The 20,162-nt window shown below is 63.5% G+C and carries 16 protein-coding genes; 13 read left to right on the top strand and 3 right to left on the bottom strand.

Translation table 11 applies throughout. The features are described 5' to 3' along the window. Positions 1-17: 17 nt before the first annotated feature. The 9 genes from H3T88_RS06240 to hemH all read left to right on the top strand — a co-directional run bounded on the left by H3T88_RS06240 (position 18) and on the right by hemH (position 8,733). Positions 18-992, top strand: coding sequence for a shikimate dehydrogenase family protein (locus H3T88_RS06240; RefSeq protein ID WP_198203969.1), 975 nt, complete (start codon positions 18-20; stop codon positions 990-992). Positions 993-994: 2 nt separating this feature from the next. Continuing rightward, positions 995-1,888 (top strand): RNase adapter RapZ, encoded by an 894-nt coding sequence (gene rapZ / locus H3T88_RS06245; RefSeq protein ID WP_015021839.1) that lies wholly within the window; start codon positions 995-997, stop codon positions 1,886-1,888. Between the two features lie 120 nt (positions 1,889-2,008). Continuing rightward, positions 2,009-2,968 (top strand): DNA-binding protein WhiA, encoded by a 960-nt coding sequence (gene whiA, locus H3T88_RS06250; protein WP_015021838.1) that lies wholly within the window; start codon positions 2,009-2,011, stop codon positions 2,966-2,968. Positions 2,969-3,047: 79 nt separating this feature from the next. Then, the gene (locus H3T88_RS06255) at positions 3,048-4,244 is read left to right on the top strand and encodes a phosphoglycerate kinase (RefSeq protein ID WP_198203970.1); all 1,197 of its coding nucleotides are present in this window, start codon (positions 3,048-3,050) and stop codon (positions 4,242-4,244) included. Between the two features lie 87 nt (positions 4,245-4,331). Next, positions 4,332-5,114 (top strand): triose-phosphate isomerase, encoded by a 783-nt coding sequence (tpiA, locus tag H3T88_RS06260; RefSeq protein ID WP_015021836.1) that lies wholly within the window; start codon positions 4,332-4,334, stop codon positions 5,112-5,114. A 60-nt stretch (positions 5,115-5,174) separates the two neighbouring features. After that, the gene (secG, locus tag H3T88_RS06265) at positions 5,175-5,423 is read left to right on the top strand and encodes a preprotein translocase subunit SecG (protein ID WP_015021835.1); all 249 of its coding nucleotides are present in this window, start codon (positions 5,175-5,177) and stop codon (positions 5,421-5,423) included. Between the two features lie 233 nt (positions 5,424-5,656). Continuing rightward, positions 5,657-6,415 carry a hydrogen peroxide-dependent heme synthase gene (gene hemQ, locus H3T88_RS06270; RefSeq protein WP_198203971.1) on the top strand — a complete coding sequence of 253 codons (759 nt, stop codon included), beginning with the start codon at positions 5,657-5,659 and terminating at the stop codon, positions 6,413-6,415. A gap of 55 nt (positions 6,416-6,470) precedes the next feature. Then, positions 6,471-7,817 carry an MFS transporter gene (locus H3T88_RS06275; protein WP_232347217.1) on the top strand — a complete coding sequence of 449 codons (1,347 nt, stop codon included), beginning with the start codon at positions 6,471-6,473 and terminating at the stop codon, positions 7,815-7,817. Beyond that, the gene (gene hemH / locus H3T88_RS06280) at positions 7,810-8,733 is read left to right on the top strand and encodes a ferrochelatase (RefSeq protein ID WP_198203972.1); all 924 of its coding nucleotides are present in this window, start codon (positions 7,810-7,812) and stop codon (positions 8,731-8,733) included. The genes H3T88_RS06275 and hemH overlap by 8 nt, the downstream gene beginning before the upstream one ends. 112 nt (positions 8,734-8,845) lie before the next feature. Here the strand turns inward: hemH and tal are convergent, their stop codons facing one another. Further along, positions 8,846-9,955, bottom strand: a complete 1,110-nt coding sequence (gene tal / locus H3T88_RS06285) for a transaldolase (RefSeq protein WP_198203973.1) — start codon at positions 9,953-9,955, stop codon at positions 8,846-8,848. A gap of 157 nt (positions 9,956-10,112) precedes the next feature. Further along, positions 10,113-12,215 carry a transketolase gene (gene tkt, locus H3T88_RS06290; RefSeq protein ID WP_198203974.1) on the bottom strand — a complete coding sequence of 701 codons (2,103 nt, stop codon included), beginning with the start codon at positions 12,213-12,215 and terminating at the stop codon, positions 10,113-10,115. 184 nt (positions 12,216-12,399) lie between these two features. On the opposite strand from tkt, the gene hrcA reads away from it, so the two are divergent. Both hrcA and dnaJ read left to right on the top strand, forming a co-directional pair. Continuing rightward, on the top strand, positions 12,400-13,473 hold the full coding sequence (gene hrcA / locus H3T88_RS06295) for a heat-inducible transcriptional repressor HrcA (RefSeq protein ID WP_110417213.1): 1,074 nt from the start codon (positions 12,400-12,402) through the stop codon (positions 13,471-13,473). Between the two features lie 84 nt (positions 13,474-13,557). Next, complete coding sequence (gene dnaJ / locus H3T88_RS06300; protein ID WP_198203975.1) at positions 13,558-14,694, top strand: molecular chaperone DnaJ; 1,137 nt, start codon at positions 13,558-13,560, stop codon at positions 14,692-14,694. Positions 14,695-14,704: 10 nt separating this feature from the next. Here the strand turns inward: dnaJ and H3T88_RS06305 are convergent, their stop codons facing one another. Further along, the gene (locus H3T88_RS06305; protein WP_198203976.1) at positions 14,705-15,499 is read right to left on the bottom strand and encodes a fructosamine kinase family protein; all 795 of its coding nucleotides are present in this window, start codon (positions 15,497-15,499) and stop codon (positions 14,705-14,707) included. Positions 15,500-15,644: 145 nt separating this feature from the next. On the opposite strand from H3T88_RS06305, the gene H3T88_RS06310 reads away from it, so the two are divergent. Both H3T88_RS06310 and H3T88_RS06315 read left to right on the top strand, forming a co-directional pair. Continuing rightward, positions 15,645-16,520 (top strand): undecaprenyl-diphosphate phosphatase, encoded by an 876-nt coding sequence (locus H3T88_RS06310; protein WP_198203977.1) that lies wholly within the window; start codon positions 15,645-15,647, stop codon positions 16,518-16,520. 258 nt (positions 16,521-16,778) lie between these two features. After that, a complete protein-coding gene (locus H3T88_RS06315; protein ID WP_198203978.1) occupies positions 16,779-20,042 on the top strand; it encodes an RCC1 domain-containing protein in 3,264 nt (1,087 codons plus the stop codon). Positions 20,043-20,162: the final 120 nt, after the last annotated feature.

Here is a 20,162-nt window from a genome sequence, read left to right on the forward strand (position 1 = left end):
GGTGCGTGATTGCGGATATGAATGGACCTGATCGTCGTTGTGCCGTCCTGGGCGACCCAATCAGCCATTCTCTTTCGCCCCTCCTGCATGGATCAGCCTATGCAGCACTGGGCCTGGACGGCTGGCGCTACGACCGGGTGTGCATGGACGCTGACGGTCTTGCGGACTTTATCCACGGCCTCGACCCGTCCTGGGCAGGACTAAGCCTGACCATGCCCTTGAAGAGTGCTGTTGGTCCCCTGGGAGATTTTCGCGACTGCTGGTCCAAAACCCTAGGAGTTGCCAACACAGCAGTCTTTGCACAGGGCGGCCCCGCCAAAGGCATCTCTTTGTACAACACAGATGTAGAGGGGATTGTAGCTGCCCTCTTGGAAGCAGCCGACCGCTGCCGGGCCGATGAGGACCCTGACGATCTGGCCGCCCTGCTGGAGGCTGCCGGCCAGGGCCGGCAGGATCGGCTTCCCGATCAACCGTACCCAGGGGCGCAGGCCCTGGTCATCGGCAATGGGAATACAGCCGAGTCCGCCTTATGCGCCTTGAAGGTGCTGAGGGTCGAGCGTGTGGATCTGCTGGCTCGCAACCCGGAACACTGCGACCACATGTTGGACCTTGCTTCCCGATTGGGTCTGCCCGAACCAACGGTCACCGCTATGGATCAGGCTGAGGCAGCCCAAAGAGCTTTGACCAGGGCTGATATTGTCGTCTCCACCTTGCCTTCGGGTGCGGCCGATCCCCTTGCCCGTCTGGTCAGCACAGCCAAGAGGGCCGAGGCCGACGAAGATGGACGACTGGGTCCGGTCCTGCTCGACGTGGTCTATGACCCCCGGCCCACCCCGCTCATGAGGGCCTTCCGCCGCCAGCCGGGCGGTCGGGTGATAAGCGGTGAACGCATGTTGCTCTATCAGGCCGTGCGTCAGGTGGCACTGATGACCGACCGACCCCTGGCCGCTGTTCCGGTGGCTGCTATGGACCAAGCTTTGAGGGAGGCATGACGATGACGACGGAAAAACCGCCCTTCGCAGGCTTCGAAGTATTGCTGATCACGGGCATGTCCGGCGCAGGCCGCTCCCGCGCTGCCGATTCCATGGAGGACATGGGCTGGTATGTGGTCGACAACATGCCCCCGCGCCTGCTGGTGCCACTGGTCGACATGATGACCTCGGCCGGGAGTTCCCTGCACCGCCTGGCTGCCGTCATCGATGTTCGCTCCCGCTCCTACTTCGACGACCTGTCAGCTGTGCTCAGCCATCTGGACGACCTGGGCGTACGTTGCCGCATCCTCTTTCTGGATGCCTCCGATCAGGTGCTGGTCAAACGATATGAGTCCGTCCGCCGTCCCCACCCCCTGCAGGGCTCGGGCCGCCTGATCGACGGCATCCACGAAGAGCGCCGCCTGCTGGGTGGACTCAAGGAGCGCGCCGATATAGTTATCGACACCTCCAACCTGAGCATCCACCAGCTCTCAACCCGACTCTATGAAATGATCCTGGGCTCCGGTCCGACCACCGTGGGCGTGCACATCATGAGCTTCGGATTCAAATACGGCCTGCCCATCGATGCCGACTTCGTCGCCGACGTCCGCTTCCTGCCCAACCCCTACTGGGTCCCCGAGCTGCGCGACCTGAATGGCCATGATGGCCCCGTCCGTGACTATGTGATGGCCAGCAAGGGAGCCAAGGAGTTCCTGGATGCATACACCACCGCCATTCTGACCGCGCTCAGCGGCTATGCGCGTGAGGACAAGCACTATGTGACCATCGCCTTTGGCTGCACTGGCGGACAGCACCGCTCGGTGGCCATGGCCGACGCTCTGGCCGCCCGTTTGCGGTCCCGGGGAATGGAGGTGACCGTCTCGGCCCGCGAGCTGCCGCACCGTTCCCGCGGATAGCCAAAGGCGCAATTTGTCCAAGATATTCGGTATCACAGTAATCCGGTGGTTTGCACGGCTGGTGTGTCGCGCGGCCTGGAAGTATTCATTTTTCAGTATTTTTTCGTAGGAGGACGGCTCTTGGCCCTACTTGATGATGTCAAAAGCGAGCTGGCCGCGATTGACAACGAACCCCCCTCTGCCAAGAAAGCACAATCGGCGGCCATGATCCGCTTCGGTGGCGGTCTGCACATCATTCAGCGCCACATTGTGGTGGAAGCGCAATTCGACTCCCTGCCGGCAGCGCAGTGGTTGCAGAACACCATCAGGGACGTCTATGGCCATGATTCCGATCTGATCCAGGTCAACAGGCAGGCCCCCACCGGGAACCTGACCCGCTACTCGGTCCGCGTGCTGCGGGCGGGCGGTGCCCTGGCCCTGCAGACCGGTCTGCTGGACCGCCGCAAGCATCCGGTTCGTGGTCTTCCCGCCGACATAGTCTCCGGCAACATCGCCCAGGTCAAGGCCGCCTGGAGAGGGGCCTTCCTGGCCCATGGCGAGCTGTCCGACCCGGGCAAGGCATCCTACTTGGAAATCGTCTGCCCCGGATCCGAGGCCGCCCTGGCCCTGGTGGGCGCAGCCCGCCGTCTGGGCATCAACGCCAAGGCCCGCCAGGTGCGCAGCTCCGAGCGCGTCACCCTGCGCGACCCGGACGTCATCGAACGCATGCTCAACCTCATGGGCGCCCCCAAGTCCTCCAGGGAGTGGACCGGCAAGCGCAGCGACGGTGAATCCCGTGGCAAGGCCAACCGCCTGGCCAACTTCGACGACGCCAACATGCGCCGCTCCGCCAAGGCAGCTGTCGAGGCCAGCGCCAAGGTCACCAAGGCCTTTGAAATTCTGGGCGACGACATCCCCGAGAATCTGCGTGCAGCCGGCCAGCTTCGTCTGGATCACCGTGAGGCCTCCCTCGAAGAGCTGGGCCGCCTGGCTGATCCGCCGGTCACCAAGGATGCCATCGCCGGGCGCATCCGCCGTCTGCTGCAGCTGGCCACCAAGGTGGAAAAGAAGAGGGCCGAGGAGCAGGCCAAACAAGAGTGAGATATCTCACACAGGTCGGTCTGCCTGAGTACCATGGCAGGGGAGCGGGCGCATGGACCCGCAGTCAGAAAGGATACGCATGAAAACACTGAAGAGCCTCGGTGATCTCAAGGGCAAGCGCGTGCTCGTCCGCGCGGACTTCAACGTGCCGCTGGACGGCACCACCATTACGGACGACGGCCGCATCCGCGCCGCCTTGCCAACCATCGAGCAGCTTCGTGGCGAGGGCGCCAAGGTCATCCTCATGGCCCACCTGGGTCGCCCCAAGGGCAAGGTCGTTCCCGAGCTGAGCCTGGCCCCCGTTGCCGCTCGCCTGGGTGAGCTGCTGGGCGTGCAGGTTCCTCTGGCTGAGGACACCTACGGCCCCGATGCCCATGCCAAGGTGGCCGCCATGAACGACGGCGACGTGGTCCTGCTGCAGAATGTGCGCTACAACCCCGAGGAGACCAGCAAGGACGAGGCCGAGCGTGACGCCTATGCCCGCAAGATCGCCGATCTGGGCGACGTCTTCGTCTCCGACGGATTCGGCGTGGTCCACCGGGCCCAGGGCTCCAATTACTCCGTAGCCAAGTTCCTGCCTTCCGCAGCCGGCCTGCTGGTCGAGAAGGAAGTCAAGGCCCTGTCCAAGGCGACCGAGAACCCCGAGCGCCCCTTCACTGTGGTCCTGGGCGGCTCCAAGGTCTCCGACAAGCTGGGCGTCATCGAGAACCTGCTCAGCAAGGCCGACCGTCTGGTCATCGGCGGCGGCATGGTCTTCACCTTCCTCAAGGCCGAGGGCTACGAGGTCGGCTCCTCCCTGCTGGAGGAGGACCAGGTCGACACCGTCAAGGGCTACATGGCCACCGCCCGCGAGAAGGGCGTGGAGCTGGTCCTGCCCACCGACATCGTGGTGGCTGATGAGTTCAAGGCGGATTCGCCCCACCAGGTGGTTCCTGCCGACGGCATCCCCGCAGACAAGATGGGTCTGGACATCGGTCCCGACTCCCAGAAGCTCTTCCACGACAAGATCGTGGACTCCAAGACCGTGGTCTGGAACGGACCCATGGGCGTCTTCGAGTTCCCGGCATTCGCCGATGGCACCAGGGCTGTGGCCCAGGGCCTGGTCGATGCCACCAAGGCCGGAGCCTTCACCATCGTCGGCGGCGGTGACTCCGCCTCGGCCGTGCGCAACCTGGGCTTCCCCGAGGATGGCTTCTCGCACATCTCCACCGGCGGCGGCGCCTCCCTGGAGTTCCTTGAGGGCAAGGAGCTTCCGGGCCTGAAGGTGCTGGAGTAAAATCGGCAGACAGACGGGCAATGCCGGGTCACCGGGTTTCGCATCCGGCGGCCCGGCATTGTTGTTGCGCGGATGGAAAGGTCTGGTATGGCACGCATTCCCTTGGTGGCCGGCAATTGGAAGATGAACTTCGACCACCTGGAAGCCACCTATTTCGTACAGAAGCTGGCTTGGCTCCTGCGCGACGCCCACTTCGACCGCAGGCGCTGCCGGGTGGCTCTGATGCCCGCCTTCACCGCCCTGCGTTCCGTCCAGGTGCTGGTGGAGGCCGACAATCTGCCCATCGAATACGGGGCACAGGCCGTCTCGGTCACCGCTCAAGGGGCCTTTACGGGGGACGTGTCCGCCGACATGCTGGCTCAGCTGGGCTGCAGCTACGTCATCGTGGGCCATTCCGAGCGGCGCAAGTACCATCCGGAGGATGATGCCAACATCGTCGACCAGGTCCGGGCCGTCCTGGCTGCGGACATGAAGCCCATCCTCTGCGTGGGGGAGAGCTACGAGGAGCGTCGCCAGGGCATACAGCTGGACTTCGCTGTAGGGCAGGTCAATGACGTCACCCGAGACCTGGCCAAGGAGGACATGGCTAACCTGATCGTGGCCTACGAACCGGTATGGGCCATCGGTACCGGCATGGTCGCTACTCCCGACACCGCCCAGCAGGCCGCCAGGGCCATCCGCGACCACATCTCAAACAAGTTCGGGGAGCCAGCCGGCCAGGCCGTGCGCATCCTCTACGGCGGCTCGGTCACCTCCAAGAACGCCTCCCAGATGATCACCCAGCCGGACGTGGACGGCTTCCTGGTGGGCGGCGCCTCCCTGGATGTGGAGGAATTCTCGCGAATCGTGCGACTGGCCGCCAAGGGCTGATGCGTTTTTCCCCGGGTATCTGTATACTTGTTCCCAGTTCCTTACATGGAGGTATGCGCTGTGACCATTGTCAAGATTGTGCTCGAAGTCGTTGTGATCCTCGCCAGCATACTGCTGACCATGCTGATTCTGTTGCACAAGGGCAAGGGCGGTGGCCTGTCCGACATGTTCGGCGGTGGAATCGGCTCCAACGCGGGCACCTCGGGCGCAGCTGAGAAGAATCTGAACCGGCTGACCATTATCGTAGCCCTGATCTGGGTGGCCATCATCATCGCCCTGGATCTCATCGCCAAGTACAAGCTGGCCTGATTCCAGCAACCAATACCTGCAATACCTGACCCCGGCATCGACCGGGGTTTTTCCATATCTGGGCGACGGTGGCGCAAGGCTCATAGTCCTTGACTATTACCACAATATGTCATTCACAATGCACCGATAATCCAACGATCCAGCCGCCTGACGGATAGAGTGGAAAACGGTGTGCCCGACGAGCGGCGCACCACACAATGTCGTGCAAGCTAAGCAAGCGAAAGGATGTGCTCATGGCTGAGCAAGCTGCACCGAGCCTGGAGGGCTGGTTTTGCCTTCACCTCTTCTGGAAAATCGATTGGGCCAAGTGGCGCCGAGCGCCGCAGGACGAACGCCGGGAATGCCTGGACGAGTTCAAGGCCTTGGCCACACGGCTGGACGCGGTCCAGTCCCAGGGCCAGGGGAGCCACTACTGGTGCCGGGTCAATGGACAAAAGGCCGACCTGGGCCTGATGGTCCTCAGGGAGACCCTGGACCAGCTGCAGGAGGTCGAGACCTCCTTGGAGAAGCTGCGACTGTCCGATTACCTGGAGCCGACCATCTCCTATGTGTCGGTCACTGAAGTGGGCCTCTACTCGGGCAAGCCGACCACGGACCGTGGATGGTCCTATGTCAATGCCAGCCTTCATCCCAAGACGCCCGACAAGCCATACATCTGCTTCTATCCCATGTCGAAGACCCGCGTTCCGGGCGCCAACTGGTACACGCTGCCCTACGACCAGCGCAAGGCCTACATGCACGACCACGGCAAGATCGGCCGCTCCTACGCCGGCAAGGTCTCCATCATCCTGACGGGCTCCATCGGCCTGGACGACTACGAGTGGGGCGTCACGCTCTTCGCCGACGACCCCGTCGAATTCAAGAAGATCGTCACCGAGATGCGCTACATCGAAGCCAGCTCCATCTACGGCGAATTCCCCTACTTCCTGGTAGGCACCCAGACCGATCCCGAGCGCATTGACAGGCTGCTCACGGACCAGATGGGACAGTAACACCATGTCTGCAAGAGAGAGAAGATCGATCCTTTCCACGCCCATATGGTTCTTCATGGTCATCGTCTTCATCACCCAGCTGGATGGGGGAGCGGTGCCGACCATGCTGCCGTCCATCACACGGACCTTCGGCCTGACCACCATGGGCTCCTCCTGGGTGGTCGGACTCTACACCCTGGGCCTGGTGGTGGGCACCCCCATCACCTCCAACCTCTCCGACGCCCACGGGACCAGGAAGGTCTTCCTCTGGGAGCTGGCCTTCTGGTTCCTCGGATGTCTGATGACGGCGGTCTCGCCCAACTATGCGGTCATGCTGCTGGGCCGGTTCATCCAGTCCCTGGGAGACAGCGGCATCATGGTCCTGTCCATGAACGTCCTTCTGCAGCGCGCCCGCAGGAACAACCAGGGCAGGAAGGTCTCCACGGTGGGCATCATCGCCGGCCTTTCCGCCATGGTCAGCCCGGTCCTTTCGGGCATGCTCCTGGGCATCACCCACGGATGGCGGGCCTACTACTTCATGATGCTGCCCTTCCTGGCCATTTTGTTTATTCTGGCCTGGTTCATGATGGGCGACTCCCAGACCGACCGCGCCTGGAAGACCGACTACCTGGGCCTGGGCTCCTTCAGCATCGCTCTGGCCCTGCTGATGGTGGCGATCACCTTCCTCCAGTACGGCACCGCCTATCTGGCCCTGATCATCGGATGCCTCCTGGTCACAGTGGTGGCCGGCGCGGTCTTCCTGGTGCATGAGCGGGGGCTGGGCGACTCCAAGGAGACCATGCCCTTCCTGCCCATCCGCCTGCTGAAGCTGCCCTCCTACGGGCTCACCCTGCTGCTGGGAACGCTGGGAGGCATGTTCTTCTCCCTCTTCGTCTACATTCCGACCTATGTCCACTCCGTCTTCGGGCTCCCGGTCCGCTCGGCCGGCATGGTCATGGTCGGCGTCGGGCTGGGCTCCGTGGTCGGATCCTGGTTGGGCGGGCTCCTGGTCGACAAGTTCGGCTACCGGACCACGCTCGTCTTTTCATCGTCGCTGATAGGCCTGATGGCCCTGGTGATCACCCTGACCCTGCACAACCTGCAGCTCTTCATGGTCCTGTCCTTCCTGATGGGGGTCGGCATGGGCTCCATGATGTCCTCGCCGCTCCAGGTCATCGCAGGAAGGCTGGCCGGGCCCGAGAACCGCATGCAGGCCATCGGCGGGCTGTCGGCCTGCAAGAAGATCGGCACCACCATCGCCCCCCTGCTCTTCGCCTCGGCAATTGAGCTCGGCAAGGTGGGCGGACAGGCCGGTCTGGCCTCCTACAGGAACATGTTCCTGGTGGTCATCGTCATAGCCCTGGTCAATATCGGCCTGACATACTGCATTCCATTTTCACAGAAAGAAGTTGCTGATGACTGAACCTACAGCAGTCCTCCTCATGGCGTACGGCACCCCCTACCAGGAGTCCGACATCAGGGGGTACTACACCAACATCCGCCATGGGCAGGAGCCGCCCAAGCCGCTCATGGACCAGCTGGTCGGCCGCTACAAGGCCATCGGCCTGCCCTCGCCCCTGGCCAGGATCACCACGGCCCAGCGCGACGGCCTCCAGGCTGCGCTGGACAAGGCCCACCCCGGCGCCTACAAGGTCTACGAGGGGCTGAAGTACATCACCCCCTTCATCAAGGATGCGGTCGACCAGATCGCCGCCGATGGCATCACCAGGGTGATCGGCCTGCCCCTGGCCCCGCAGTACTCCTCCTATTCGAGCGAGGACTACCACAATCGCGCCCGCAAGGCCATCGAGGCCCATCCGGGCATGGAATACCTGCCGGTGCGGTCCTGGTGGAACCACCAGGAGCTGATCCACTTCTGGAGCGACCAGCTGGTGGCCAAGAAGGATCTGACCGACCGGCCGGACACCAAGGTGATCTTCAGCGCCCACTCCCTGCCCTTGCGCATCATCCAGGGAGGGGACCCCTACAAGGATGAGGTCATCGGCCTAAGCAATGCTGTGGCTCGGGCAGCCGGTCTCGATGAGGACCAGTACGTGCTGGCCTGGCAGTCGGCAGGCCGCACCGAGGAGCCCTGGATCGGGCCTGATTTCGTCAAGGTGGCCAAGGATCTGATCACCAAGAGCGGCATGAAGACCATCGTCTCCGCCTCCATCGGCTTCATCGCCGACAACCTGGAGATCTGCTACGACGTGGACATGGAGCTGGCCAAGGCCATCGAATCCGCCGGCGGCACCCTGACCAGGCTGAACATGCCCAACGACAGTCCCGCCCTGATCGCCACCCTGCAGCATGTGGTCGAGGAGACCAAGGCAGAGTAGTCCCACGGCAGCAAGATATCCAGCAAAATCCAGCACGGATACCAATTGTGCCCCGCCGGTTCAAAACCGGACGGGGCACAATCTTTAATAGCAGCGACTTTCGGCTAGGCGCTCAGCCGTTGACTCGGTCGATGCCCTTCTGCACGTCGGAGAGGACCGAATCCCAGGAGTCGATGAAGGCGGCGACGCCATCGGCCTCCAGCTTGTCGGTCACGTCCTTGATGCTGATGCCCAGGTCAGCCAGCTTCTGCATCACCTGGTGGCTCTCCTCGTAGGTGCCCTTGACCGAAGGAGCGCCGTTGCCGTGGTCGGCCAGAGCGTTCAGGGTCTTCTCAGGCATGGTGTTGACCACGTCAGGGGCCACCAGCTCGTCCACGTACTTGCAGTCGGAGTAGGCGGCGTTCTTGGTGCCGGTGGAGGCCCAGAGCGGACGCTGACGCTTGGCGCCCTTGGCTTCCAGATCGGCCCAGCGGGGATCGCTGTCGAAAGCCTTCTCGAAGAGCTCGTAGGCCAGGCGGGCGTTGGCCACAGCGGCCTTGCCCTCCAGGGACTTGGCCTCGTCCGAGCCATTGGCCTCCAGCAGCTTGTCAACCGCGGTGTCCACGCGGGAGACGAAGAAGGAGGCGACCGAGCCCATGTGCTTCAGGTCATGGCCGTTCTTGTCGGCCTGGACCATGCCCTCGATGAAGGCGTCGATGACCTGCTTGTAGCGCTCCAGGGAGAAGATCAGGGTCACGTTGACCGAGATGCCCTTGGCCAGGGTGGCGATGATGGCAGGCAGGCCCTCCAAAGTGGCGGGAATCTTGATCATGGCGTTGGGACGGTCGACCTTGGCCCAGAGTTCCTCGGCCTGCTTCTCGGTCTCTTCGGTGTTATGGGCCAGACGAGGATCGACCTCGATGGAGACACGTCCATCCACATAGTCGGTCTTCTCGGCAACTTCCCGGAAGATGTCGGTGGCGTTGCGCACGTCGGTGGTGGTCAGCTCGCGGACGGCTTCCTCGACGGGGATGCGGCCCAGCTGCTTGAGCTGTTCGTCATAGGGACCCACCTGGCTCAGTGCCTTCTGGAAAATCGAGGGGTTGGTGGTCACGCCCACCACATTGCGCTCGGCGATCAGCTGCTGCAGATTGCCCGATTCGATGCGGGTGCGGCTCAGATCGTCCAGCCAGATCGAGACACCTGAATCGCTGGTGCGCTGGGTGTTTGCATTTTCTGCCATCTTGTCACTCCTTATTTGGGTTCCCGATGGAATCACATTCACTATGCACTACCGGGAAGTCTGTTGCTGTATTCCCACAGGCCCGCGTTTCGGGCGTGCCTGCAAGGGGAGGGGGCCGGCGTCGCGGACGGCCCCCCTATTGATCACGATGCCGGGTTCAGTTGGCCCGACGGACTTCCTCCAGGGAGGCCTGTGCTGCTTCGACCACATGATCGGCGGTGATGCCCAGGTCACGCATGTTCTCGTCGCCGCTGCCCTGCAGGCCGAACTGCTCGATGGAGACGGGCTTGCCATAGCTGCCCAGGTACTTGTACCAGGGCGTGGCCAGTCCGGCCTCGACGGAGACGCGGGCCTTGACGGAGGCGGGCAGAACAGCTTCCTTGTACTCGTCGTCCTGCTCCTCGAACCACTCCAGCGAGGGCACGGAGATGACGCGGGCCTTGACGCCCTGCTCGGCCAGGGTCTTGGAGGCGGCCACAGCGTGCTGCACCTCGGAGCCGGTGGCCATGATCAGTACGTCGGGCTGGCCCTCGGTGTCGACCAGCACGTAGGCGCCCTTGCGGACGCCCTCGCGGGCCTTGGCCTTGGTCTCCTCCAGGGTGGGCACGCCCTGCCTGGTCAGGATCATGGCCGTGGGGTGGGTGTTGTCCTTCTCGAAGAAGGCGCGGTAGGCTTCAGCGGTCTCGTACTGATCGGCCGGGCGCACAACCTCCATCCGGGGGATGGCGCGCACGGCGGTCAGGTGCTCGATGGGCTGGTGGGTGGGGCCATCCTCGCCCAGGGCCACGGAGTCGTGGGTCCACACATACAGGTTGGGGATGTCCATCAGGGCGGCCAGGCGCACCGAGGGGCGCTCATAGTCGCTGAACTGGAAGAAGGTCCCGTTGTAGGGCCTGGTGTCCGAACCCAGCAGGATGCCGTTGGTGATGGCGCCCATGCCGAACTCGCGCACGCCGAAGTGCAGTTGGCGGCCGTACTTGCTGGCCTTGGGCCACTGGACGGTCTTGTCGGCCTCGGGGGCGAAGGAGACGGCACCGTTGATGTTGGTGTTGTTGGAGCCGCCCAGATCGGCGGATCCTCCCCAGAGCTCGGGCATGATGGGGGCCAGGGCGTTGATGACTGCGCCGGAGGCCTTGCGGGTGGCCACCTTGGAGCCGGGCTCGAAGCCAGCCTCCAGGTCGTCCAGGGCCTTGTCGAAGCCCTCGGGCAGCTTGCCGGCATGGATGCGGTCGTAGAGGTCGGCCTTGTCGGGGTTGGCCTTGCGCCAGGCCTGGTACTTCTCGTCCCAGTCCTTGTGGGCGGCCAGGCCGCGCTGGGCGACCTCGCGGGCGTGGGCCAGGGCCTCCTCGTCGATCTGGAAGCTCTGCTCAGGGTCGTAGCCCAGGGTCTTCTTCAGGCCGGCGACGGCCTCGGCGCCCAGGGCTGAGCCGTGGGCTGAAGGATCGTTGGTCTTGCCGGGGGTGGGCCAGGCCATCAGGGTGTCCACCTTGATGAACTTGGGACGGTCGGTGACCTGCTCGGCCTTCTCCAGGACGGCAGCCAGGCCCTCGACGTCCTCCTTGTAGGAGCCGTCGGGCTGGATGAAGCTGAACTCGTCGGTGTACCAGCCGTAGGCCTGGTAGCGCTTGAGAATGTCCTCACCCAGGGCGATGCGGGTGTCGCCCTCGATCTGGATGTGGTTGGCATCGAAGATGACGGTCAGGTTGCCCAGGCGCTGGTCGCCGGCCAGGGAGCTGGCCTCGGAGGAGACGCCCTCCTCGACGTCGCCCTCGCCGCAGATGACCCAGATCTTATGGTCGAAGGGGGACTGCCCCTCGGGCGCGTCCGGATCCAGCAGTCCGCGCTCGTAGCGCTGACCATAGGCGAAGCCCACGGCCGAGGCCAGACCCTGGCCCAGCGGGCCGGTGGTCATCTCGATGCCGGGGGTCAGGCCGTACTCGGGGTGGCCGGGGGTCCTGGTGCCGGCGGTGCGGAAGCGCTTCAGATCGTCCAGGGTCAGTCCGTACCCGGAGAAGTAGAGCTGCACGTACTGGGTCAGCGAGGCGTGGCCGCCGGAAAGAATGAACCGATCACGCCCAACCCAGTCGGGGTCGTTGGGGTCGTGACGGATGAAGTGCTGGTAGAGCGCGTAAGCGATGGGCGCCAGCGAAATAGGGGAGCCGGGGTGGCCGCTTCCGGCCTTCTCGACCGCGTCGGCCGAGAGGACCTTGGCCATCTTGACAGCCCGCTCATCGAGCTCGGACCATGTGAAATCTGCCATATGGTGCTGCTTTCCTTCCAATTCAGAGGTCTTCATGTTCGACTTGTGTCGAAAATGTTCGATTACCTTCACATTGCGCTTCCATCGTATCGGTTTGAGACGACACAATTCGGCTCTTCGCGCGACATTTTGGCACTCTCATGGCCCGAGTGCTAATAATGAAACCATGACGGAAGGAGCGACATTGCCTAATACCAGACGCATGCTGGTGCTGCGCGCGGTCGTCGAGGACTATATTCGTTCTCGCGAGCCGGTAGGGTCAGGTTCGCTCACCAGAAATCATCAGCTTGGAGTCAGCTCCGCCACCGTGCGCAACGACATGGCGGCCCTGGAGAGCGAGGGCTACCTGGTTCAGCCCCACACCTCGGCCGGCCGCATCCCCACCCAGAAGGGCTACCGCTACTTCGTCGACAGGCTGGCCACCATCGTGCCCCTGTCCGCCGCCCAGCGCCGGGGGATCAACGCCTTCCTGTCCGGGTCGGTCAATTTGGAGGACACGCTGCAGCACGCCGCCCGGCTTCTGGCCCAGATCACCGGGCAGATCGCCGTGGTGGCCTCGCCCTCCCTGGCCAGCTCGAACCTGCGCAGGGCCGAGCTTATAGGACTGAGCCGGGGGACCGTACTTATGGTGGTCATCACCGACACCGGCCGGGTGGTCCAGCGCACCCTGCACGGGCCCCTGCAGGAGGATCCGAACGCCCTGGCGGATCTGTCCGACCAGATCAACCGACAGTGCCAGGACCTGCCCCTGGACCGCGCCGCTGACCGCTGCCGCATGCTGGCCGACTCCCTGACCGAGGGCCGAGACAAGTCCATGCTGCGCCTGGTGGCCACGGTCTTCGACGAGATGGCCACCCGGGAGCAGACCAGCGGCCTCTATATGGCCGGCACCTCCCAGCTGACCCACAGCCAGGCCGTCTCCCTGGGGGACCTGGGCTCGCTGCTGGACGCCCTGGAGGAACAGGTGGTGCTCATGCGGCTCATGCGGGCCCAGAGCGAGCTCTCACGTGAAAGCAACGGAGTCAGCGTGGCCATCGGCACCGAGACCCGGACCCCGGAGCTGGCCCACGCCTCGGTGGTGACCAGCGGATACGGGCATGCCCGGTCCAGGCAGACCGACGGCTCCGAAGCGGACGAGCCCGTGGCCTTCGTGGGTTCCATCGGCCCGACCCATATGGACTATCCGGCGACCATGAGCGCGGTTCGTGCCGTGGCCTCCTATCTGACCGGTTTCCTGGCCGGCGACGGGGAGCCGTGACCGTCAGGGCAAGGGCATAAGTCATAGGTATCGTGGGCCCATGCAACTATGGGTCGAGAGGGCATCAAACGAAAAGGATGATCGGTGGCAGATTACTACGAGGTTTTGGGAGTCGAGCGCGGCGCGAGCGATCAGGACATCAAGCGCGCCTATCGCAAGATGAGCCGCAAGTACCACCCGGACATCGCCGGGCCTGAATACGAGGACAAGTTCAAGGAGGTCAACAGCGCCTACGAGGTGCTCTCCGACCCCGAGAAGCGGCGCATGTACGACGCGGGCGTGGACCCCAATGATCCCCAGGCCTCCCAGGCAGGCGGCCCCTTCGACATGGGCGACGTCTTCAACCAGTTCTTCGGCGGCGGCTTCGGAGGCACCACCCAGGGGCCCATTCCGCGCACCCAGCCGGGCCGGGACGCCCTGGCCCAGGTCTCCGTGGACATGAAGACAGCCATCTTCGGCGGCGTGGTACGCACCCCCATCAGCACCTACGGCCTCTGCCAGGAGTGCGGCGGCTCGGGGGCACAGAAGGGGACCTCACCGGTGACCTGCCCGGTCTGCAACGGCAAGGGCTATGCCCAGAAGGTGGTGCGGACCCTGCTGGGGCAGATGATGAGCCAGGCCCCCTGCGAGCGGTGCGAGGGCCACGGCACCATCATCGAGCACCCCTGCCCGGTCTGCAACGGCCACGGCCGTGTACGCACCAGGCGCGAGGTGGGCGTCAACGTGCCCGCAGGCGTGGCTGACGGTTCCCGGCTGCGGCTGGCCTCCCAGGGCGAGGTGGGCGAGGGCGGCGGCGCAGCCGGCGACCTGTATGTGGACATCACCATCAAGCCCGACAAGCACTACACCCGCAGCGGCCAGGATCTGCACTGCTGGATCGCCGTGCCCATGACCTGGGCCGTGCTGGGCCACCAGGTCGACCTGGAGACCTTCGACGGCCAGCGCCAGGTGGACATCCCCGCCGGCTGCCAGCCTGACCAGGAGATCACCATCAAGGGCCTGGGCGTCACCAGGCTGGGCAACCGGGAGGAGCGCGGCGACATCATCGTCCACGTGCTGGTCCAGATCCCCACCAAGCTTGACGACGATCAGCGCCGCCTGATTGAAGACTTCGCCAACAGCCACGACTCCGAAGCCAAGCAGGTCCCGCAGAGTGCCAAGCCTGCCGGAGTCGGGGGTCGCAAGGGGATCTTCGGCAAGCTCAAAGACATCTTCAGCTGAGTCGGCTGAGTCAGCCCAGCAGCGACCTGCACATGGACCGGTACTCGCTCACATAGCCGCCTCCGAAGAAGGCGCAGTGCCCGGCGATGGCGTAGAGCTGCCAGAGCGTGGTCCGGTTCTGGTAGCCGGCCGCCAGGGGATGCACGCTCTGGTAGCCGTCCAGAATCTGCCCCAGGTAGGGGATGCCGAACAGCTGCAGCATGGCCAGGTCCTCCTCGCGGTGGCCGCCGTGGGCCGCAGGGTCGATCAGGACGGCCTGGGTGTTCCCGTCGTTCCTGGTCCACATGACGTTCCCGCTCCAAAGGTCCCCGTGGACCCTAGCGGGCTTGTCATTGGCAGCCGCGCCCAGCAGCTCCGGCAGGGCCTGGATCACCTCTTCGGTCATCTTCATGTCATCGCGGTTCAGGGCCCGCCGATCCATGGCCATGCCCACCATGGGCTTCAGCCGTCCCTCGCCCCAGTAGGTGGCCGGGTCTTCCCAGTCACCCACGTCCATGGGCAGCGGATCCTGCAGGGGTCCGAAGTAGCAGGTGCCCGTGTAGCCCTCGGGCGCGGAGCCGAAGTGATCGGCCCCGGCATCATGCATGTGGGCCAGTTGGGCACCGAAGCGGTAGGCGGCACCAGGCGTGGGGGAGGCGGAGGTCACCTCCTCGATGTCCAGGTAGTCCGGGCCCCAGTCATAGACATCCACCACCCGGGGACCGCCCTGCGCCTGGGCCTGACCCAGCCATTGAAGCCCGCGCCCCTCGCACTCGAAGAATCCCGCCGGGGCCCCGCCCCTGGATTTTCTGTAGGTCTTGGCCATGATGATCCACACCCCTATTCGTCGAGTCGTCGATTCCGACAAGACCTATTGTGGGCATTCTGCGAGACATGCCCGGCCCTTGGCTCTGCCTGCCCAGCGTGGTGGCTATGCTTGCCATTGTTGTCCGACATAGCAAGAGGGGTCCATGAATTTCTTCGAAGCCATTCTGTTCGGCCTGGTGCAGGCCCTGACGGAGTATTTCCCCGTCTCATCCAGCGCCCATATCCGCATTGTGGGCGGCCTGCTAGGCCAGGATCCGGGCGCAGCTTTCACAGCCATCATCCAATTCGGCACCGAGCTGGCGGTCCTGCTCTACTTCCGGCATGACATCGCCCGCATACTGACCCACTGGTTCCGCTGCCTGGCCGGCAAGGACGGCTCCTCCTGGCGTGAGCGGATGGGTTCCAAGGACCATGACGCGGCCCTGGGCTGGTACATCATTCTGGGAACCCTGCCCATCGTGGTGGCTGGCCTGCTCTTCCAGAAGATCATCGAGACCAAGCTGCGCAACCTCTGGATCACCGTGGTGGTGCTGATCGTCTTCGGCCTGCTGCTGGACTACTTCGACCGCCACGGCCGCCAGAACAAGGAGATCCGCCAGATGAGCGCCCGCGACGCCCTGCTCTTCGGCATCGGGCAGATGCTGGCCCTGATCCCCGGCGTATCCCGCTCGGGCGGCACCATGACCTTCGGCCGCGCCCTGGGCTACACCCGCGAAGCCGCCACCCGGGTCAGCTTCCTCATGGCCATCCCCGCCGTCTTCGGCGCCGGCATCCTCGAGACGGTAAAATCCTTGAAGAACATCAACGCGGACGCCGCCTTCCCCGGCTGGGGGGCCACCATCTGCGCCACCGTGGTCAGCTTCCTGCTGGGATACATCGTCATCATCGCCTTTTTGAAGATCGTCTCGCGCTTCTCCTACCGGGGATTCGTCATCTACCGGATCGGCCTGGCCATCTTCGTGGCCATCATGCTCATGGTCGGCGCCCTGCCCGCAGTAGGCGGCGTGGCGGCCAGCTGAGCCTTAGTGAACTGCCGGGGGATTCGACGCTCGGATGGCTGCGTGATACGATTTGCTCATGTGTTGCCCATGGTTGCGGGGGACTGGGTCAGCCAAGCGTTTTGAATCCTTTTGGGAGGTTTGTTCTGGTTTCTTCGTCGACGTCTGCCGGTTCTCGTAAGCATAGGTTTGGCCTGCGGTCGTTCATGTCAGCATTGGTGCTGATACCCCTGCTGCTGACCGGCATGGCCACCGGCACCGTCTTCGCCTCCGGCTCAGATGTCAACTGGGGAGGGGGGTCGCTATACCGCTCAGGTAGATAACGGTTCCCTGAGCGATCTACCACCAACAAGCCTGCCTTCCCCCTCGCCGCTGACGACGTCATCTGTTTCTTCTTCCCCTGTTCAAACCCCGACAGGTTCTTCCCAATCCCTTGGAATCTCGCCATCCAGCTCTTATTCACCTACTGGGACCCAGTCTGCTGCTGATTCTCATACTGTGGTGTTCGACCCTGCCGATGGAAGCAAAACGGAACATGTAACTGTGCCGGATGGCTCCTTGGCGTCGCCTCCTGCTGATAATCCGAAGCGCGACGGCTACCGTTTCGACGGCTGGTCCGAGCATGACGCAATGATGGATTTCCGCACCCCGATCACCAGGGACATCACCTTGAAGGCCGAGTGGACCCCGGTGACTGATTGGGTTCTCAGCCCAGACCATGGTCCGGCTTCCGGCGGCACCAGCATCACCATCACACCACCGAGTGCGGGTTCACCCTCGTTCAGCACCTTGGAAGCCCATGACGGCAAGCTGATGGGTGTGACCGGCGATGGCCGCCTATTCACCTGGACAACGAACGATAAGAAGCCTGTTCAGGTACCATCACCCCGAGATACGTCTGGCGAGAGGCGATTCACAGCTGGAGTTGTTGGCGATGACAGTTACGCGGCCTTGAGCCGGGACCACCGCATCTACACTTGGAGCAAAAGCGGGGAGACGCCAGCTCTGCATGACGCAGATTCTACGGCATACACCAGCATTACCATGGCTGCTGACCACCTCATGGCAGTGGATCATGAAGGCCGTATACACACATGGACCAGTAAGGGTGAACCAACAGGAAAGGCTATAAGCTTACCCAAGCAGGCATTGGCAGTCAAGGTGGCTGGCAACACCGATCGACTGCTTGCCTTGGACCGCCAGGGCCAGGTATGGACTTGGAAACCCGATGCCATTGATTCCGATCAGATCCAACCCTTCAAGCTTGCCAGCCGAATTGTTCAGATATCAGCCATGGATCATGGCTTTATACTTCTGGACTCAACAGGCCAAGCCAGCTATCTGGACAACAGACAAAACCAGACAGAGTCGCTAGTCCTGCCCGACCATTCTGCCGTGGCTGCAATAAGCATTAATACAACACAAGCAGCTTTGGTTGATTCCAATGGCCACATCTGGGCTTGGAAGCCCGGCGAAGCCCCCAAGCGGACGAACAACGGGAGCCAGCAGTACGTGCAGGCCGCCGAAGCCGGCAGCAGGATCATCGCCATCGGCAGGCAGGGCAGCCTATACAGGTGGAGCTTGGACGGGCAGGGCCAGCCCGGCACGCCAGCCAGACTCGACACCACAGCCGCCCTCACCCTGGAAACGGCCAGTCTGGACAGCCAGCCGCTCAAACTCACCAGGAACAACGACTCCTGGCGGGCGGACATGCCCGCCCATAAGCCGGGAGAAGCCGTCATCTTCATCGCCGGCAGGCAGGACGGGCAGCCCTTCACCAGAAGCCTCAGCTACACGGTCGATCAGACACTGACCAGAGGCGCCGAACCGAGATCCACGCTCATGGTCCATTTCGACACGGGCGAAGGAAGCCCCGTACCAGCAGACCAGCTTTTCCCCGCCCCGAACGGCAGGGTCCAGCGCCCCTCACCCGACCCTGCGAGAGAAGGCTTCCTGTTCGACGGATGGTTCATCGGGCAGGCCGCCTACGATTTCAGCAGGCCCGTCACCAAGGACCTGACCCTGACCGCCAAATGGTCGCCGGCAAGCCGGAACAGCACGTGGAGCATCAGCCCAAATAAGGGCAGCCAGCTGGGCAGGGAATCCACCACCATCACCCCGCCTAACAGCGCCAGCGGGGGCATCAGATTTAGCCAGGTCAGAGGATCAAAAAACGAAGTTAACTATAGCTATAATTTTTCTTTGGCTGTGGGCAGCGACGGGAACGCCTACGCCTGGGGAAACAACGGCGATGGACAACTCGGCGACGGGACGACCACGGAACGGCATACGCCGGTCAGAGTGAGGAAGCCTGACCGCATGACGTATCCGGACCTGCCGGAGGATTTCACGTACATGCAGGTCAGCGCCGGAAATAATTTTTCTCTGGCCCTGGGCAGCGACGGGAACGCCTACGCCTGGGGAAACAACGGCGATGGACAACTCGGCGACGGGACGACCACCGGCCGGACTACGCCGGTCAGAGTGAAGACGCCCGACCGCAACACCTATCCGGACCTGCCAGAGGATTTCACCTACGTGCAGATCAGCGCCAGCGGATACTATAACTCGCTGGCTGTGGGCAGCGACGGATACGCCTGGGCATGGGGAAATAACGAATTTGGCCAGCTCGGCAACAACACCAGCTCTTCGTATATTCCTGTGCGTGTGCGCGACCCCGCCAGCCCCAGGGACGCGAGCAAAGGCCTGAAGGCCGTGCAGGTGAGTGCCGGATGGGATCATTCGATGGCCTTGGGCAGCGACGGATACGCCTACGCCTGGGGATGCAACCTTGTTGGCCAGCTCGGCAACACCGCCAGTGGCTCCTATCGGAATCCTGTTCCTGTGCGTGTGCGCGACCCCACCAACCCCGCTGACGCGAGCAAAGGGCTGAAAGCAACACAGGTTAGCGCCGGAGTCCATCTTTCTCTGGCCGTAGGCAGCGACGGAGACGTCTACGCCTGCGGAGACAACAACTATGGCGAGCTCGGCAACGGCACTAAAAACCCCTCGTCTGTTCCTATACACGTGCGCGACCCTGCCAATCCCACCGACAAGAGCAAAGGACTAAAAGCCACACAGGTCAGCGCCGGATACTGGTATTCGCTGGCCGTGGGCAGCGACGGGAACGCATACGCCTGGGGATACAACAGCAATGGTCAGCTCGGTGACGGCACCAGAAACGACAAGTCGGTTCCTGTGCCGGTGGCGTTCAACCTGCAGCTGGTGATCACCGGTGTCAGGTTCGACCAGACACCCGTATCAGGCCTGACGCGCGGCGACGGAAATAGCGTCAGCCTGCTCACGCCCGCACACCAGCCGGGCACCATCACGGTCAGCGTGGACTACACGCTCGGCGGCGCACCCCAAACGCCGGACACCTCCCTCAGATACACGTACCTGCCCGCTGGCGTGCTCCCCAAGGCCGGAGGGGAAGGCATCCTGCTCGCCCTGGCCATCGGCATGACCGGCATGGGCGGGGTCCTCGCCTCACGCCGCCACCGAAGGGAACTACACCAGCTACTACACGCTTCGCACGAGTAAGAGCGGCCGGGCGGCGTATCAATCCCCCCGCCCCCGGCCCTACATAGGGGGAGCAGGGAGGAACGTGCCATTGAAGGCTCAAGCCCCAAGAGAGCCGACACTTCCTCCCGCGCCCCCACC

It is taken from the genome of Bifidobacterium sp. W8110, from assembly GCF_016101375.1.
GTDB lineage: Bacteria > Actinomycetota > Actinomycetes > Actinomycetales > Bifidobacteriaceae > Bombiscardovia > Bombiscardovia asteroides.

What these genes read in the sequence shown, in the direction of transcription:
- H3T88_RS06315 (WP_198203978.1), top strand. Translation starts at nt 16,779, where the DNA reads ATGTCAACTGGGGAGGGGGGTCGCTATACCGCTCAGGTAGATAACGGT.
- tpiA (WP_015021836.1), top strand. Translation starts at nt 4,332, where the DNA reads ATGGCACGCATTCCCTTGGTGGCCGGCAATTGGAAGATGAACTTCGAC.
- H3T88_RS06275 (WP_232347217.1), top strand. Translation starts at nt 6,471, where the DNA reads ATGGTCATCGTCTTCATCACCCAGCTGGATGGGGGAGCGGTGCCGACC.
- hemH (WP_198203972.1), top strand. Translation starts at nt 7,810, where the DNA reads ATGACTGAACCTACAGCAGTCCTCCTCATGGCGTACGGCACCCCCTAC.
- H3T88_RS06305 (WP_198203976.1), bottom strand. Translation starts at nt 15,499, where the DNA reads ATGGCCAAGACCTACAGAAAATCCAGGGGCGGGGCCCCGGCGGGATTC.
- H3T88_RS06310 (WP_198203977.1), top strand. Translation starts at nt 15,645, where the DNA reads ATGAATTTCTTCGAAGCCATTCTGTTCGGCCTGGTGCAGGCCCTGACG.
- hemQ (WP_198203971.1), top strand. Translation starts at nt 5,657, where the DNA reads ATGGCTGAGCAAGCTGCACCGAGCCTGGAGGGCTGGTTTTGCCTTCAC.
- H3T88_RS06240 (WP_198203969.1), top strand. Translation starts at nt 18, where the DNA reads ATGAATGGACCTGATCGTCGTTGTGCCGTCCTGGGCGACCCAATCAGC.
- H3T88_RS06255 (WP_198203970.1), top strand. Translation starts at nt 3,048, where the DNA reads ATGAAAACACTGAAGAGCCTCGGTGATCTCAAGGGCAAGCGCGTGCTC.
- rapZ (WP_015021839.1), top strand. Translation starts at nt 995, where the DNA reads ATGACGACGGAAAAACCGCCCTTCGCAGGCTTCGAAGTATTGCTGATC.
- tal (WP_198203973.1), bottom strand. Translation starts at nt 9,955, where the DNA reads ATGGCAGAAAATGCAAACACCCAGCGCACCAGCGATTCAGGTGTCTCG.
- tkt (WP_198203974.1), bottom strand. Translation starts at nt 12,215, where the DNA reads ATGGCAGATTTCACATGGTCCGAGCTCGATGAGCGGGCTGTCAAGATG.